We start from the raw sequence: 15,643 nt of genomic DNA, 5'->3' as shown, positions 1-15,643 counted from the left end.
GCCTTGGTGAGCCGTTACCTCACCAACTAGCTAATCCGACATAGGCTCATCCCATAGCGGGAGCCGGAGCCCCCTTTCTCCCGTAGGACGTATGCGGTATTAGCCTGGGTTTCCCCAGGTTATCCCCCACTATCGGGCAGATTCCTATGCATTACTCACCCGTCCGCCGCTCGTCAGCATCCAGCAAGCTGGATCTGTTACCGCTCGACTTGCATGTGTTAGGCCTGCCGCCAGCGTTCAATCTGAGCCATGATCAAACTCTTCAGTTTAAGATCAATGCGATCCTTACTCGCTGCCCGAAGGCAACAAAAGCGGATCAAACTTGGCTCAAGGTTCAAACGAATTTGAAAGATGTGAACATCTTTCTTGTGCGCTTGCCTTGATAATTGGTGATTTATCACCCTCATCGGCAAGCGCCCACATGAATTACCTGATCAAATTGTTAAAGAGCTTTTCGAAGGGCGTTGCCGTTCGATATGGGCGTATTTTACGCATTTAAATCAGCGCGTCAACACTTTTTTCGCATTAGTACTCTGACCGAGAAAGCCTCACATAAAGACTTAACATTTGACCCAGCGCAACCTTCCAGAATCGGCCCTTTTTTAAGCTAATACTCACGTCACACCACCGCTAATTGTCGGCGTGTCGTTAAAAAAGAGCCAGATGAGAGAGGGAACTATGCGTAACAAATATGAAGTGATTTCAGCGCTCGGCGCCACTCTATTGCTTTCTGCTAGCGCAGCGCAGGCAAGCGATGGCCTAGATGAGTATCGCCAGAGGTTTGAGCCTTTACCACACCTACCACCATTACCTGCCACTAACTCCCAGACAGAGGAAAAAGTTGAGCTGGGTAATATGCTGTTCTTTGAACCGCGCATTTCCTCTAGCGGGGTTATTAGCTGTGCCACCTGTCATAACCCTGCGTTGGGATGGTCAGACCGCATACCTCGCGCCGTTGGCCATAACGGCCAAGTTGGCGAGCGCAATACGCCCACTGTACTCAACAGTGGATTTTTAGATGCACAGTTTTGGGACGGTAGAGAACCCGACCTTGAAGCACAAGCATTAGGACCCATCCAAGCAGACGTTGAGATGGCGATGCAGCTAGAGCATGCTTTGGAGCGCCTAGCTGAATTTGAACGGTACCAAGATAAATTTTCAGCCGCATACCCTGATCAAGAAGACCCGATCAACGCTGATAATTTAGGACAAGCATTAGCCGCTTTCCAGCGAACGCTCAACACCCCGGATGCGCCCTTTGATCGCTATTTAAGAGGGGACATGGACGCGATTAGCGAACAAGCGAAAAACGGCATGGTAGCTTTTGTTGATAATGGCTGCATTGCCTGCCATCGCGGCGCCAACTTTACCGACAGTCAGTTTCATGCCATTCAGGTGCCGGGGTCGACAGATTTGGGTCGCTACGTGGTGACCGGCGAAGAAAGAGACAAGTACCGCTTCCGCACCCCCACCTTGCGTAATGTCGGCGTCACTTACCCGTACATGAACAATGGTGCCACCGAAACGCTCGAAGAAGCCGTGGCCATTATGGGCCAGGAAATGCTGGGACGTGAGTTTGACGAACCCACCATTGATAACATCACGGCATTTCTGCACTCCCTGACAGGTGAAATGCCCGATTTCGAGGTGCCCGCTCTACCCTGATGCACTATGCCGCCGCCCATAGGAGCGGCGGCAGGCTGTATCAGGCTGCTTCCAGGCGCTTCAACAGTTCAGCGCGCCGCGCGTCGCTGACGAAGGCTTCTTCCATGGCATTGCGATTCAGCCATTTGAAGGTATCTTCTCCCCAGCCAAAGGCATCGGCACAGGCGATATGATTTTCGAGCAGCCCACCACCAAAATAGGCAGGATCGTCAGAGCTGATGGTGACCTTCAGCCCCGCTTCCAACAACGCCGGTAGCGGATGCTGATCCAATTGATCGACCACTTTCAGGCTGACATTGGAGAGCGGGCACACGGTCAGTACCGTCTGGGACTCCTTGAGACGCTGCACGACGTCTTCGCTTTCGAGACAGCGCACACCGTGGTCGATGCGCTGAACGTCCAACAGGTCCAGGGCTTGCGTAATGTAAGCGGCAGGCCCCTCCTCGCCCGCATGAGCCACACGCACCAGCCCAAGCTCCTTGGCGCGCGCAAACAGGGCCTGAAACTTCTCGGGCGGGTTGTCACGCTCGGCGCTGTCCAGGCCAATGGCATCCAGCATTTTCCAGTAGGGTGCCGCCTGCTCGAGAACGTGCAGTGCCTCGTCGGCTGGACGATCTCTCAGGAAGGCCATGATCATACCCACTGAAAGGTCCAGCTGGCTCTCGGCCTCCTGTTTGGCCCTGAGCAGTCCCGCCATGACCACCTCCAAAGGTACCCCACGCTGCAGATGCGCCTGAGGGTCGAAGTGCATATCGATATGCAGCACGCCTTCCGAACGGGCACGCTTGAAATAATCCATGGCCAGGTCATAGAAGTCCTGTTCGCTGCGTAAGACGTTCATGCCCTGGTAATAAAGATTCAGAAACTCTTGCAGGTCTTTGAAATCGTAAGCTGCCTTGGCCTCTTCGACCGTGGCATAGGGGAGTTCGATGCCATTACGGTCCGCCAGTTGGAACATCAGTTCCGGCTCGAGAGAACCTTCGATATGCAAGTGAAGCTCAGCCTTGGGAAGGTGTCGTAAAAAGTCGCTCATGGTCGCCGTCTACTTGCCGATTCGGTGAATATCAAAATGAAGTATCGTGAATTAACTTACCACCATCAAGCCGCCATTGATGAGCCAACCCCGGCACCAGGGCCGCATCATCCACTTGATGAACAAAGAAAATCGCCGTACGGCCTACCAACCAGGCGTCCAGCGAGGCCGCTACGTGCCGGGCCGTTGCCGCATCCACTCCCGCGAAGGGCTCATCCAGCAATACCACCGAGGGTGAGCGTAAGAACAGCCTCGCCAACGCCACTCTGCGCGCCTGCCCGCCTGAAAGCTGCTGCCCTCTTTCACCCACCTGAGTCGCCAACTGACGAGGCTGGCGTTTCGCCCAGTCCGAGAGAGCGACCTGGGCAAGCACCTGCCAAAGCTCTTCGTCTGTCGCGTCAGGCTTGGCGATCCGCAGGTTATCGGCCAGCGATCCATCGAACAGGTCTATTTGCTGGGGCAGGTACCCCATATGTGCTGCACTACTTTCGAGGGTAACGGCAGAGGGTGCATGCTCCGCCACCCACACGTCCCCTTCAGTGGGAGAGATGCGGCCCATGATCAAATTGGCCAGCGTCGATTTGCCCGAACCCGAAATACCCATGATGGCACCACGTTGACCGGCGGGCAGGGTCAGGGAAACCTGGCATATAGCCCAGCCCGCCGCATCCGGATAACGGAACATGACCTCACGCAGTTGCAGGGCATGGCCACCCTCGTCATCCGGAAGAGAGCCCACACGCGTTTGCCCTTGTGTCGCCTGCAGGGCATTCAGCCGCTGGGCCGCCCCGTGGCTGGCGCCAAACCGCACAAAAGCGGCAGGCAGGCTGGCCAGCACCTCATTGATACCAAACACGGCAATCACGGCCATGACCATGATGGGGCCCACCACGCGCTGCTCGGCCAGTGCCAGACTCCCCAGCCAGAGCACACCGATGATCAACAGCCCCGTTACCGCCATCAGTAGCGCATTTCCCAGCGCAGACTTCACGGCCAACTGACGCTGGTTATCCAGCGCTTGCTGTTCGTGAGCTCGTATTTTCCTGCGGTACCAGTCACTGGTTCGGTAGCTCATCAGCTCAGCAGACGCCTGTACCTGATCCAACACCAGCCGCCGAAGCTCCTCCTGATCATCCACTTGCCGATGGCTGTTGGTGAAACCCAGCCTGGCAAAGCCCAGGGTGATGACCAGCCACAGCAGCGTCAATACACAGGCCACGACGGCTCCCACCAGCGGCAACCAAATAGCGATGAAACCTGCAACGATCCAGACACTCAACAAGGCCACTACTGGCGGCACCAGCAGGCGTAGATACAGGCTATCCAGGGCATCGATATCCGACGTCAGGCGACTCAACCACTCACCGACTCGCCGACGCCGCAACGATGCGTCATCCAGGCGCGTCAAGTCACCAAAGACGCGATAGCGTAAATCCGCCAGCAGCGTCAGCACGGTATTGTGGTTGTAGAGCCGCTCAGTATATCGAGCGACAGTGCGCAGCAAGGCAAAAAAACGAATGCCGCCGCCGGGCACATAAATATCCAGCGATGACGGCAACCCGGCAGCCAACGCAATGCCCGCCAGGGCACACGCCGCAATGAACCAGCCGGACAAACCCAGCAGCGCAAGGCCCGCCAGCAATGTTACCCATACCAGCAGCGCACCCACGAGGAAGCGCTGCCTGCGCCTTAACATGAGCGCCAGCCATGGGCTCAGGTCATTGTGCAGAAACTTCATGGCGCCACCTCGTGAAGCTGGCCGTCTCGACACACCCAGTGGCGAGTGGCAACGGCCATCACCGCAGGGTGATGTGTTGCCATGACCAACGTTCGCCCTTCCGCCGACCAGGCCAGCAGTGCGTCGATCACGCTCTTTTCCGTCGCCGAATCAAGGCTAGCGGTGGGCTCATCCAACAACACCAGCGGTGCCTGGCTGAGAAATACTCTAGCCAGGGTCAAGCGCTGCGCCTGACCTCCTGACAAGCCGACCCCGCGCTCCCCTACCACCGTCTCCAGGCCATGGGGCAAGGCAGCCAACAATTCACCCAGGCCTGCGTTTTCCAGGGCCTCCTGCATGGCAGCCGGTGTCGCATCAGGCGCCGCCAGGCGCAGGTTATCGGCCAACGAGCCTTGAATGATGCAGGGTGATTGATCCAGCCACGCCACTTGCTCGCCCTGGCGGACTCTGCAAGCGCCACGCAGAGGCGCCATGAAACCGGCCATCAGCGCCAGCAAGGAAGATTTGCCACTGCCTGACTCTCCGGTAATAACCACCACATCTGCCTGACGTATCGTGGCCGAGACGCCCATCAAGACCGCCGAGTGCCGACCATAGCCCACCTCGACATCCACCAATTCAATCAGTGCATCTGGTTCAACGGGGGCGTCGAACCGGGTCGGCACCACGTCAGGCTCATTGAGGATGGTCACGATACTCTCTGCCGCCCCCAGCGCCGCAGCACGGTCATGATAATGCTGCGAGAGGGTTCGCAAGGGCTGGAAGAACTCCGGAGCCAGTAGCAACACCGCCAGACCACTGAACAGGGTCAGCGAGGGGGAAGGACCGTAATCGATATAGCCCAACAGACCAAACCCCACGTACATGGCGACGACGGCGATGGCCACCGAGGCAAAAAATTCCAATACCGCTGACGAGAGAAATGCCAGCCTGAGAGTGCGCATGCTCAGGCGGCGATACTGGTCGGTGGCATACCAGACGTCCTGCTGGGCAGCACGCGTATGACCAAATAGCTGCAGCGTCGTCATGCCGCGTACGCGGTCGACGAAATGCGCCGAGAGCCTGGCAACGGAAGCAAACTGCTCCTTGTTGAGACGCTCTGCCCCCATGCCGACCAGCGCCATGAACAGCGGAATCAATGGCGCAGAGAGCAGCAAGAAGATGGCCACCAGATAATCGAGCCAGCCCACCACGACGGCAATCAGCAGTGGCAGCAAAAGGACGATGCGCATTTGCGGGAGGAAGCGCGCGAAATAGCCATCGAGGGCTTCGATGTGCTCGACCGACTGGGTCGCCAGGGCCCCGCTCTGCTGCCGCGTCATCCAGACCGGGCCTAGCGCGGCGACCTTGTTCAAGACCTGCTCCCGAGCGTACTGACGAATGCGCAAGCTGGCAGTTGCACTCAACGACTCTTGCAGGGCAAGAAACAGTGAGCGCAACGCCACGGCGACCACCAGACCGAGCAGCACGGGCACCAGCGTGACAGGTGAGCGGCCATGAACGACCAGTTGCTCGATCGACCACGCCAACCCGACCACCAGCAAGATCGTCTGAGCGCCGGACAGCACGCCGAAGCACGCCGCCAGCGCCAGCCGAGCTCGCTCACGACGAGCCAGCGTGCTCAGCCAACGGCGCGGCGTCAACAAATTCGACTGGGCCGCAGGAGGGGCCATGAATCAGTGGTACCCTTCGCCGACGCGCACCTTGCCGCGGAAGACCCAGTAGGTCCAGGCGGTGTAGGTCAGGATGATCGGAATGACGAACAGCACACCGATCAGCAGGAACAGCTGAGATTCAGGGGCGGAGGCGGCATCCCACAGCGTGTAGTTGGGGGGCACGATGATGGGCCACTTGCTGACGATCAGCCCCAGGTAAGTGAACACGTAGATGCCGATGGTGGCTACAAAGGGAATGCCCTCGTCACGACGTTTCACGGAGCGATACACCATGAAAGCCGACAGCAGCGCCAATGCCGGGAACACCCAGATCAGCTGCAAATGACCGAACCAGCGCTCCCAGACCACCGGATTCACGAACGGAGTCCAGATGCTGATGATACCGAAGACGCCCAGTACCAGCGCCAACAGCAGCGGGGTGATCCTGTACGCCCACTCCTGAATGTGGCCCTCGGATTTCAAGATCAGCCAGGTGGCTCCCAGTAACGCATAACCTGCCATCAGGCCGAAGCCGGTCAGTACCGAGAATGGCGTCAGCCAATCGAAAGCGCCACCTGCAAAGGCAAAGTTTTCGACATGAAACCCCTGAATGTAAGCACCGACCACCGCCCCTTGAGCGAAAGCGGCCACGCCGGAGCCCCAGCAGAAGGCGCGGTTCCACCAGCGACGATTGCGCCGGGACTTGAAGCGGAACTCGAAGGCCACACCCCGGAAAATAAGCCCCGCCAGCATCAAGAACACACCAATATAGAGTGCCGGCAGGAAGACCGAATAGACCAGCGGGAAAGCCCCGAGCAAACCGGCACCCGCCAGCACCAGCCAGGTCTCGTTGCCGTCCCAGACCGGCGCCACGGAGTTCATCATCACATCCCGGGCGTCTTCGTCCGGGGCGAAGGGATACAGAATCCCAAGCCCCAGATCGAAACCGTCCATCAGCACGTACATCATTAGTCCGAACCCGATGATGCCTGCCCAAATTATCGTCAGATCAAACATTTCCATGTCTCAGTTCCTCACCGGGTCGACATCGTCATCAAAGGGAGTTTCCGTGGCCGACAGTGGACGCATGGGGCGTCTGAAATTGTCGCCTGCCGTTTCACGCTCTTCATTGGGCAGCATGCCGTTACGCACCACGCGGGTCAGATAGTAGATACCGGCATAGAACACCACCGCGTACACCAGCACGTAGCCCACCAGCGTAAACAGCGCCATGGGGCCGGTCAACGAAGGCGTAACGCCTTCCGCATGGGCCATCATGCCGTATACCAGCCATGGGGCACGTCCTGACTCGGTCACGATCCAACCAGCCAGCACGGCGACGAACGGCATGGGGATCATGTACACCAGCGTCTTGAGGAACCCGGTGTGCTGATGGAATTTGCCTTTGCGACGCAGCAACAGTCCTATCAGGGCGGTGGCAATCATCAACAGTCCGATCCCCACCATCACGCGGAACGCCCAGAAGACGATCCAGACCGGCGGCTGCTCTTCAGGAGCAAATTCATTCAGCCCCTGAATAACCCCATCCGTAGAGTGGGTCAGGATGAGGCTGGCAAGATTGGGGATGCCGATTTCAAAGCGATTGGTTTGCGCTTCCTGGTCCGGAATGGCGAACAGCAGCAACGGAACGTTGCCAGAGGTTTCCCAATGCCCTTCCATGGCCGCCACTTTAGCCGGCTGATGCTCCAGAGTATTCAAACCATGGAAGTCCCCCACGACTGCCTGGGCTGGCGCCAGAAACAGCAGCAACCAAAGGCACATGGAAAGCGCTCGACGGTTGGCTTCCGGGTCGCGACCACGCAGCAGGAACCAGGCACTCACACCGGCCACCACGAAGCCACCGGTCAGAAAGGATGCCATGGCCATGTGCGCGAAGCGGTAAGGAAAGGAGGGATTGAATATCGCTTCGGTCCAGGAAACCACGTGGAACCGATAGTCGATGAGTTCTACCCCTGCCGGCGTATGCATCCAGCTGTTGGCAGAAAGAATCCAGAACGACGAAATGAAAGTACCGATCGCCACCATGATGGCAGCAAACAGGTGCACCCCTTGTGGCACCTTGCCTCGGCCAAAGAGCAGGACACCGAGGAATGCCGCCTCAAGGAAGAAAGCAGTAACGACCTCGTAGCTGAGCACCGGCCCGAGGAAGTTGGAGGCCGCCTGGGAGAAGTTGCTCCAGTTGGTGCCAAACTGGAAAGACATGACGATCCCGGAGACGACGCCCATTCCGAAAACCACGGCAAACACCTTGGTCCAGAACAGTGCCAGGCGGTCCCAAGCGGGGTTGTTGGTCTTGAAGAACAGCCCATGAAGCAGCGCTATGTAAGACGCCAGCCCGATGGTGAAGACCGGAAAAATCGCATGAAACGATACAACGAAGGCGAACTGCATTCGCGATAGTACAAGGGGGTCGAGTTCCATCACACGCTCCTAAGACCTGGATTAAAATCCCATCAATGGGTGTCACAAGCTTAGTTGAGCCTTAATGGCGCTGCATTTTAGTTATAAGCACTAAGCTTATTCTTTACATGTGTTGTAGTTTAACGTTTCGACCGCCGTTATACAGCGATAGTTTGCCTGAAAAGCTGTGTCGCATTGACGCATACTCCTCAGACAAACCACCATTTTTCGGTGCAATCGTTTAAGACATCACCACAATGCTGACCATATAGCCTGTGTAGGCGATAAAAATGGCGAAGAGAACACCGCCTTCAACGCGGTTGATACGCCGTGGGCGACCACGCCAAGAAAATGCGAAGAGCACCATCATAAGCGTCATAAAGGTCATGACACTCCAATCACGCACCAGCACCTCACGACCCGCTTCAATAGGTGCAATCACTCCCGCCAGCCCAACAACGGCCATACTATTAAACAGGTTAGAGCCCACCACGTTGCCCAGCACCATATCGTGCTCTTTACGCCGCAGTGCGCTGATTGAAGAAGCCAGCTCCGGCAAAGAAGTACCTACGGCGACTACGGTTAAACCGATAATTAAATCACTGACTCCGAAAGCTACCGCGATCTCGACAGCTCCCCATACCAGCAGCCTCGAACTGGCAATCAACAGCACCAAGCCAATCAGCGTCCACATGATGGCCTTACCGCGCGACATCGGGTTGCTATCAAGACTTTCGGTCACTTCACCCAACAACGGATCATCCTCCTGACCTCGAGAACGAATAATGCTGATCGCAATAAATATGCCCAGCGCCACTAGCAGCACAATAGCTTCAGCACGGGAAATCCAACCGTCGAAAAGCATATAGCCGGTAAGCAGCATCACCGCTACCAACAGGGGCATTTCTTTACGGATAACACCTGAATGAACAGCTAACGGAGAGATAAGTGCGATAAAGCCCAAAACCAAACCAATATTGGCAATGTTGGAACCGTACGCATTCCCCACCGCCAGGCCTGGGTTGCCTTGCATCGCTGCCAGCACCGACACCATCATTTCCGGTGCAGAAGTACCAAAACCGATTACCAACATACCAATCAGCAGCGGCGACAGCCCCAGCCACCGCGAAGTTGCCGCAGCGCCATCAATAAATTTTTCTGCGCTCCAGATGAGCAGGACCAAGCCTACTACCACAGCAATAAAGGCAAGTAACATTTCAGTTCCTTGATGTCATAATGTTAGGCACTATCGCGGCTGCATCCTTGTCTAACTCTGGTATTTGGTCAAGTACTGTTTGCAAGTAGTTATCAGGTTACCTAGGTTGACACACACGATATACCATCGTATTGGTTCTAACCGTATTATGCACAGAGAGTTTGCTGTTGCCCCATTACGCCTTTATGAAACGGCCTTCGCTGCCGGTTAATACACCCCAGGTTGATTGCTCCCCCCCTGAAACTCGCACCCAGCGAAGGCGTTTGCGTGCGTGCCATGAATGTGACTGGGTATCTGCGCTCCCCCCCCCTGAACTCTGGTGAAAAAGCCACCTGCCCTCGCTGCTCGCATGTGTTAGTGAAGCGCCACCGTTATCCTGCTCAGCGCAGTATGGCGCTAGCGTTAGCCTCATTGGTCGCATTAATAGTCGCGGTATCTTTTCCTTTTGTCAGTTTCAGCGTTAGCGGTGTTGGCAACCGCATTGATCTATCGCAGACCGCCACCACGCTGATTGCTTTCCACCAGCCGATAGTAGCTATTGCGGTCATGATGACTATTGTCGTGCTGCCCGCCGTATATCTTGTAAGCGTCGTCTGGCTTCAGTTTGGCTTACTGCAGTCTCGCCCTATGCCTTTTAGCCGTGACATTGCCCGCTCCCTGGCACATCTAACCCCATGGATGATGGCCGATGTATTCATCATCGGCGCACTGGTAAGCTTAATTAAAGTTGCTGGCATGGCGCAGATTGAACTTGGCATCTCCTTTTGGGCATTCTGCTTGTTCGCCATACTGTTATTAATGACGGTGCAGTCCATTGACGCTGACTGGATGTGGTTCTCATTGGAAGGCGAACCCCTTGCTCCTGAAGGCACGCTCACTGGCACCACCGCTGCTAGCCAGCATGTCACTGGCTGCCCTACCTGCGGATTGATTAATCGCATTCAGTATGGAAAAGAACGCTGTGTTCGCTGCCATGAAAAACTGCATAAGCGCCTACCACATAGCTTACAGCGCACCTGGGCGCTTCTCTTTGCAGCTAGCATCATGTATATACCCGCCAACCTTTACCCCATCATGACCACTACCAGTTTAGGCAGCTCAGCACCCTCCACTATCGTTGGCGGCGTTGTCCAGCTCATTCAAATGGGGTCCTGGCCGGTGGCTGCGGTGATTTTTATCGCCAGTGTGATTGTGCCTGTTGGCAAACTGGTGGCACTCGCATGGCTATGCTTGATGATTAAGCGCAGCAACGAGCTCAACGCACAGAGCCGTACCCGCCTCTATCGATTAACTGAATTTATTGGACGCTGGTCAATGGTTGACGTATTTGTCGTGGCCATTTTGGTCGCCCTCATCCGCGCTGGGTCATTAATGTCGATTACACCAGGTCCTGCCGCGCTAGCTTTTGGTGCCGTCGTAGTGCTCACCATGCTGGCTGCCATGACATTTGACCCTCGTTTAATCTGGGATACCCACACTCCACGCCCTCTTCGCCGTAAAGCGGCCACCAAGGAACCTGTTGATGGCTAATGATTCAACACCTCAGAATACCTCAAACGCTGAAAACAATGAGTTACATAAAGCAAAATCGTCGCCACAAACTCGGCTATCGCCTATTTGGATAGTTCCTTTGGTGGCCGTCATTATTGGGCTGTGGCTGGTTTATGATAACTACTCAAGCCGGGGCACCATGGTGACGCTGACCATGGACAGCGCAGAAGGTATTGAGGCGGGCAGTACGCTGATCCGCAGCCGCAATGTTGAGATTGGCCGCGTACAGAGCGTTCGTTTGTCTGATGACCTGTCTCACGCGGTGATGATGGCTCAAATTCAACCCGAAGCCGAAGCCATGCTCCGCGAAGACAGTCGCTTTTGGGTCGTCAAGCCGCGCATTGGTCGCGAAGGCATCAGCGGCCTGGGCACGGTACTCTCGGGGGCTTATATACAGCTTGAGCCTGGGCAATCAGAGGAGCCTAAGCGGGAGTTTGAGGTAAGCGATCTCCCACCGGTCGCGCCTGCTGGGCAAGCAGGATTACAAATTAGCCTTGTCAGCCAATTGGGCAATTCGCTGCGTGTTGGGGATCCCGTCTCTTATCAAGGTTACACGGTAGGGCGCGTAGAAGACGCTCGCTTCGATGCAGACACACGTACCATGCACCACCAAGTATTTATCGAAGAACCCTACGCCCAGCTCGTGACCGATAGCACCCGCTTCTGGACCGCTAGCGGAGTGGACTTCCGCCTGGATGCTGACGGCGTGCGGGTCAACGTAGAATCGCTGGAAGCTCTGCTGGGTGGCGGTGTCACCTTTGGTGTGCCTGAAGATCTTCCCATGGGTAAGCCGGTAGAAGCCAATACACGTTTTAACCTCTATGCTGATGAAGATACTGCCCGGGAAGGCACATTTAACCGCTATCTAGAGTATGTATTGCTTGTTGATGACACGGTTCGCGGGCTATCACGAGGCGCACCGGTCGAGTTTCGTGGCGTCCGAATTGGTACCGTGGCAGCAGTACCCTGGAATTTTACGGCGCCACAGCCCGATTCGCGGGCTCGTTTCGCCATCCCTGTGCTCATCCGCATCGAACCACAACGCTTAGGGATCGAAAACACCGATATCGACCTGGAGGAGTGGGATAACCGCTTTAAGCGCATGTTCGGCCTAGGCCTTCGGGCATCACTCAAGAATGGCAACCTGTTAACGGGTGCGCTGTTTGTGGACCTTAACTTCCGGCGTGACCTTACCGACGAATACGTCGCGGAAGTTTTCTCCGAGCGGACCGTATTCCCGACGGTAGCGGGCGGTTTTGCACAGATTCAGGCTCAGGTGACTAGCCTGCTTGAAAAACTAAACGCCTTGGAAGTAGAACCTTTGATAGCCGGGCTGGACCGCAACCTGCAAGCTTCTGAAAGTGTACTGAACGAAGTGCGTGCAGTCAGCGCGTCTATCAATCAGTTGCTCAATGATCCAGAAACGCAAGCCATCGGGAGCAACCTCAACGGCACGCTGGAAGAGCTGCGCAGCACCCTTCAAGGGGTCTCGCCTTCATCGCCCGCCTATCAAGAGCTTACCGGCGCCATTGAGCGTTTGGATCGGCTGATGCGTGACCTACAACCGCTCACTCGGACGCTGAACGAGAACCCACGCGCGCTGCTGTTCGACAATTTAGAAACGCAGGACCCGATTCCTCGTGCTCCCCGTTAAGAAGGATTGAACGTCATGTTACGCCGATTACCGCTACTACTGCTGATCATCAGTTTGAGCTTGCTGCTTTCCGCCTGCGCTAGCAGTGTCTCTCCCCCTGCACGCTATATGCTTCCTGCCAGCCCAGCAGTGAACGCACCGGCTAACGCCCAGGCCACGCTGCAAGTGCGCACACCTCGACTAGCCCACTATTTAGACGTGGACGGGATTGTGATGCAGTTAGACGACATCACGTTAAACGAAGCGCGGGAGCACCAGTGGGCGGAGGGTATTGGGCGCCAGCTTGAACGCGCCTTACGGGCCGAATTGGCAGATCAGTTACCCAGCGTGCAAGTGGTACGAGCAGAAGGTAGCAGCCCTGGGGCGCTCACCCTGTCCATGGAAGTGGATCAATTCCAAGGCCGCTTTGACGGTGTCGCGGTAGCCAGCGGCCAGTGGCAGCTTCGAGATACCGATGGCGAGTTGCTCGCACTCAAAAGCTTCACTGCAGAAACCACTCTTGAACAGGATGGCTACCCTGCCCTGGTCCGTTCGTTGGGCGAAAGCTGGGAGAGTGTTGCTGCACAAATTGCTCAGCAGGTTCGACAAGGCGGCTACTTCTAAACCTTTATTGCAATCGCTAGGGGAACAGCATTGGTGTGAGACTTTCGTGCTACACTCTTTGCCAATAAATGACATCACTGTCAGCGCTACCCTGTCACCCCCTTGTTATGCCTGGTATGGCGTTACAAGACGTATAAATGCCCGTCGCGGCACAGCGTATTATCTGGCAAACTTCGCTGCCGCGACGGTGTACCATCCTCGCTTTTTGAACATTACGCCTAGCAACGCCGCCGAGCTAGTGGCGCCGATTGCTATGCGATTGCGGAGAACGCATGAGTTTTTCTGATCTTGGTCTGCATGACGATTTATTGCGCGCGGTAACTGCGCAGGGCTATACACAGCCTACGCCTATTCAACAACAGGCCATCCCCATCGTTCTTGAAGGTCGCGACCTTCTTGCCAGCGCACAAACCGGTACCGGCAAAACCGCTGGCTTTACGCTACCGATGCTACAGCGCTTGGCAAATGGCAAACGCCCTGGCAAACGCCAGGTTCGCGCACTGGTCCTCACACCCACCCGCGAACTGGCTGCACAAGTGGGGGAAAGCGTGGCTGCTTATGGGCAGCACCTCTCACTACGTTCACACATTATTTTTGGTGGCGTGGGCCAGCAGCCCCAAGTCGACGCTTTAAGAGCCGGCCTGGACATTCTAGTAGCCACCCCTGGGCGCTTGCTTGATTTGCACCAGCAAGGGCATGTCGACCTCTCCGCCATTGAAATTCTGGTGTTAGATGAAGCCGACCGTATGCTAGACATGGGCTTTATCCACGATATCAAACGGCTATTGCGTCTGGTGCCGAAACAGCGCCAAAACCTGCTGTTTTCTGCCACTTTCTCTAACGAGATCCAAACGCTGGCCCAGCAACTGCTGAATAACCCTGCCCTCATCGAAGTGGCTCCACGCAACACCACGGCAGAAAAAATTGAGCAGGCCATCTACCGCGTTGATCGCGACAAAAAACGCGATCTATTGGCCCATCTGATCCAGCGCCACAACTGGTTCCAGGTGCTGGTGTTTACCCGCACCAAGCATGGCGCTAACCGGCTCGCTGAACAGCTCTCCAAGCAGGATATTCCCGCGATGGCGATCCATGGCAACAAAAGCCAAGGAGCACGTACTCGGGCGCTGGGTGCTTTCAAGAGCGGCGACCTACAAGTGCTGGTAGCCACCGATATTGCGGCACGCGGGCTAGATATTAATGAACTTCCTCACGTGGTGAATTTCGATCTGCCCAACGTGGCTGAAGACTATGTCCACCGTATTGGGCGCACAGGGCGCGCGGGTAGCAATGGCGAAGCGGTGTCTTTGGTGTGTGTCGATGAACACGGCCTACTCAAAAACATTGAGCGCCTGATTAATCAAACGCTGCCGAAACATATTGAGCCAGGCTTTGAGCCAGACCCCAATGCCAAGCCAGAACCGATCGAGAATGGCCGCCGCGGTCAGCGCCAGCCAAGGGCTAACCGCAAGCCTGGCGGCCAAGCTGCCAATGCTGGTGGCGAGCGCCGCCGTCGCACTCGCCGGTAGCCCGAACGCCCGGAATATGCGAAGGTAGCGCCTCGCTTATTCCGGCGTTTTTGCTGAATTAATTCATGGAGTGATTATGGCGTCTTCACAACTCATGGCAGATTATCGTCAATGGCTGACTTTTCAGCGTCAGGAGCAACTCAGCCGCGAGCATCAAGGTATTTCTCAGCGCCTAGAGGACGCCCGCGCCTCAGCTAATCAGGTCTTGCAGGCCTATCGCAGCATGGCTGAAAAAGCCTCAAACGAAGGTGCCTGTTATCGCACTCTGTTTTTACGCGAACGCGATAACGCCTCACTCCCCTGTGAAGGTTGGTTATTTGTACGGCGCGTACTAAGCGAAGGCAACAGCACCCGCGTTCGAGTCACACTATTGGAAACTTTTACCCTAGAAGATGGCATCATCGCGCCAGGTGATAAACCGGCACGCAAGCTAACGCTGGAAATTTACGACAAGCTTGATATCAATAAAGGCATGCGTACCCAGGCACGTGTTGATTGCTTGGATACCACGCAAGATTATCACTTCATCACCTTGCTAGATGCGGTGCGAGGCGACCTTCGCCCCTACTTAAAATAAG

Annotated in this window: 11 protein-coding genes, 1 rRNA gene and 1 pseudogene; 6 read left to right on the top strand and 7 right to left on the bottom strand. The window is 56.0% G+C overall.

Features of this window, described 5'->3' with window-relative positions; all coding sequences use genetic code 11:
* Positions 1 to 269, bottom strand: a 16S ribosomal RNA gene (locus BMY49_RS07435); the annotation flags it as partial.
* A gap of 409 nt (positions 270 to 678) precedes the next feature.
* Between BMY49_RS07435 and BMY49_RS07430 the strand changes: the two genes are divergently transcribed.
* A complete protein-coding gene (locus BMY49_RS07430; RefSeq protein WP_062360341.1) occupies positions 679 to 1,665 on the top strand; it encodes a cytochrome-c peroxidase in 987 nt (328 codons plus the stop codon).
* Between the two features lie 40 nt (positions 1,666 to 1,705).
* On the opposite strand, the gene BMY49_RS07425 is transcribed toward BMY49_RS07430, so the two are convergent.
* The 6 genes from BMY49_RS07425 to BMY49_RS07400 all read right to left on the bottom strand — a co-directional run bounded on the left by BMY49_RS07425 (position 1,706) and on the right by BMY49_RS07400 (position 9,728).
* The gene (locus tag BMY49_RS07425; RefSeq protein ID WP_089675320.1) at positions 1,706 to 2,698 is read right to left on the bottom strand and encodes an adenosine deaminase; all 993 of its coding nucleotides are present in this window, start codon (positions 2,696 to 2,698) and stop codon (positions 1,706 to 1,708) included.
* 31 nt (positions 2,699 to 2,729) lie between these two features.
* Entirely contained in the window at positions 2,730 to 4,436 is a 1,707-nt protein-coding gene (cydC, locus tag BMY49_RS07420; protein ID WP_089675319.1) for a thiol reductant ABC exporter subunit CydC, read from the bottom strand.
* Entirely contained in the window at positions 4,433 to 6,109 is a 1,677-nt protein-coding gene (gene cydD, locus BMY49_RS07415; protein WP_074210523.1) for a thiol reductant ABC exporter subunit CydD, read from the bottom strand. The genes cydC and cydD overlap by 4 nt, the downstream gene beginning before the upstream one ends.
* Before the next feature lie 3 nt (positions 6,110 to 6,112).
* Entirely contained in the window at positions 6,113 to 7,114 is a 1,002-nt protein-coding gene (cydB, locus tag BMY49_RS07410; protein WP_044628267.1) for a cytochrome d ubiquinol oxidase subunit II, read from the bottom strand.
* Between the two features lie 3 nt (positions 7,115 to 7,117).
* Positions 7,118 to 8,533: a cytochrome ubiquinol oxidase subunit I gene (locus BMY49_RS07405; RefSeq protein ID WP_044628268.1), complete on the bottom strand. Its 1,416-nt coding sequence runs from the start codon at positions 8,531 to 8,533 to the stop codon at positions 7,118 to 7,120.
* 220 nt (positions 8,534 to 8,753) lie between these two features.
* Positions 8,754 to 9,728: a calcium/sodium antiporter gene (locus BMY49_RS07400; RefSeq protein ID WP_044628269.1), complete on the bottom strand. Its 975-nt coding sequence runs from the start codon at positions 9,726 to 9,728 to the stop codon at positions 8,754 to 8,756.
* 185 nt (positions 9,729 to 9,913) lie between these two features.
* Here BMY49_RS07400 and BMY49_RS07395 point away from each other — a divergent pair.
* From BMY49_RS07395 to BMY49_RS07375, 5 genes and pseudogenes are all read left to right on the top strand, one after another.
* Positions 9,914 to 11,258, top strand: a pseudogene (locus BMY49_RS07395) (PqiA/YebS family transporter subunit).
* Entirely contained in the window at positions 11,251 to 12,933 is a 1,683-nt protein-coding gene (gene pqiB, locus BMY49_RS07390; protein WP_044628270.1) for an intermembrane transport protein PqiB, read from the top strand. The pseudogene BMY49_RS07395 and the gene pqiB overlap by 8 nt, the downstream one beginning before the upstream one ends.
* Before the next feature lie 15 nt (positions 12,934 to 12,948).
* The gene (locus BMY49_RS07385; RefSeq protein ID WP_044628271.1) at positions 12,949 to 13,536 is read left to right on the top strand and encodes a PqiC family protein; all 588 of its coding nucleotides are present in this window, start codon (positions 12,949 to 12,951) and stop codon (positions 13,534 to 13,536) included.
* Between the two features lie 272 nt (positions 13,537 to 13,808).
* Positions 13,809 to 15,065, top strand: coding sequence for a DEAD/DEAH box helicase (locus BMY49_RS07380; protein WP_044628272.1), 1,257 nt, complete (start codon positions 13,809 to 13,811; stop codon positions 15,063 to 15,065).
* A gap of 76 nt (positions 15,066 to 15,141) precedes the next feature.
* On the top strand, positions 15,142 to 15,642 hold the full coding sequence (locus BMY49_RS07375; protein WP_044628273.1) for a hypothetical protein: 501 nt from the start codon (positions 15,142 to 15,144) through the stop codon (positions 15,640 to 15,642).
* Position 15,643 lies beyond the last annotated feature (1 nt).

Origin of the sequence: Vreelandella aquamarina (assembly GCF_900110265.1) — a bacterium.
GTDB lineage: Bacteria > Pseudomonadota > Gammaproteobacteria > Pseudomonadales > Halomonadaceae > Vreelandella > Vreelandella aquamarina.
Note: the sequence above shows the minus strand (reverse complement) of the source record. Positions and strands in the feature narration are given on the sequence as shown.

Coding starts and splice junctions, on each gene's coding strand:
- BMY49_RS07425 (WP_089675320.1), bottom strand. CDS start 2,698: ATGAGCGACTTTTTACGACACCTTCCCAAGGCTGAGCTTCACTTGCAT.
- BMY49_RS07405 (WP_044628268.1), bottom strand. CDS start 8,533: ATGGAACTCGACCCCCTTGTACTATCGCGAATGCAGTTCGCCTTCGTT.
- BMY49_RS07400 (WP_044628269.1), bottom strand. CDS start 9,728: ATGTTACTTGCCTTTATTGCTGTGGTAGTAGGCTTGGTCCTGCTCATC.
- BMY49_RS07375 (WP_044628273.1), top strand. CDS start 15,142: ATGGCGTCTTCACAACTCATGGCAGATTATCGTCAATGGCTGACTTTT.
- BMY49_RS07430 (WP_062360341.1), top strand. CDS start 679: ATGCGTAACAAATATGAAGTGATTTCAGCGCTCGGCGCCACTCTATTG.
- pqiB (WP_044628270.1), top strand. CDS start 11,251: ATGGCTAATGATTCAACACCTCAGAATACCTCAAACGCTGAAAACAAT.
- BMY49_RS07385 (WP_044628271.1), top strand. CDS start 12,949: ATGTTACGCCGATTACCGCTACTACTGCTGATCATCAGTTTGAGCTTG.
- BMY49_RS07380 (WP_044628272.1), top strand. CDS start 13,809: ATGAGTTTTTCTGATCTTGGTCTGCATGACGATTTATTGCGCGCGGTA.
- cydC (WP_089675319.1), bottom strand. CDS start 4,436: ATGAAGTTTCTGCACAATGACCTGAGCCCATGGCTGGCGCTCATGTTA.
- cydB (WP_044628267.1), bottom strand. CDS start 7,114: ATGGAAATGTTTGATCTGACGATAATTTGGGCAGGCATCATCGGGTTC.
- cydD (WP_074210523.1), bottom strand. CDS start 6,109: ATGGCCCCTCCTGCGGCCCAGTCGAATTTGTTGACGCCGCGCCGTTGG.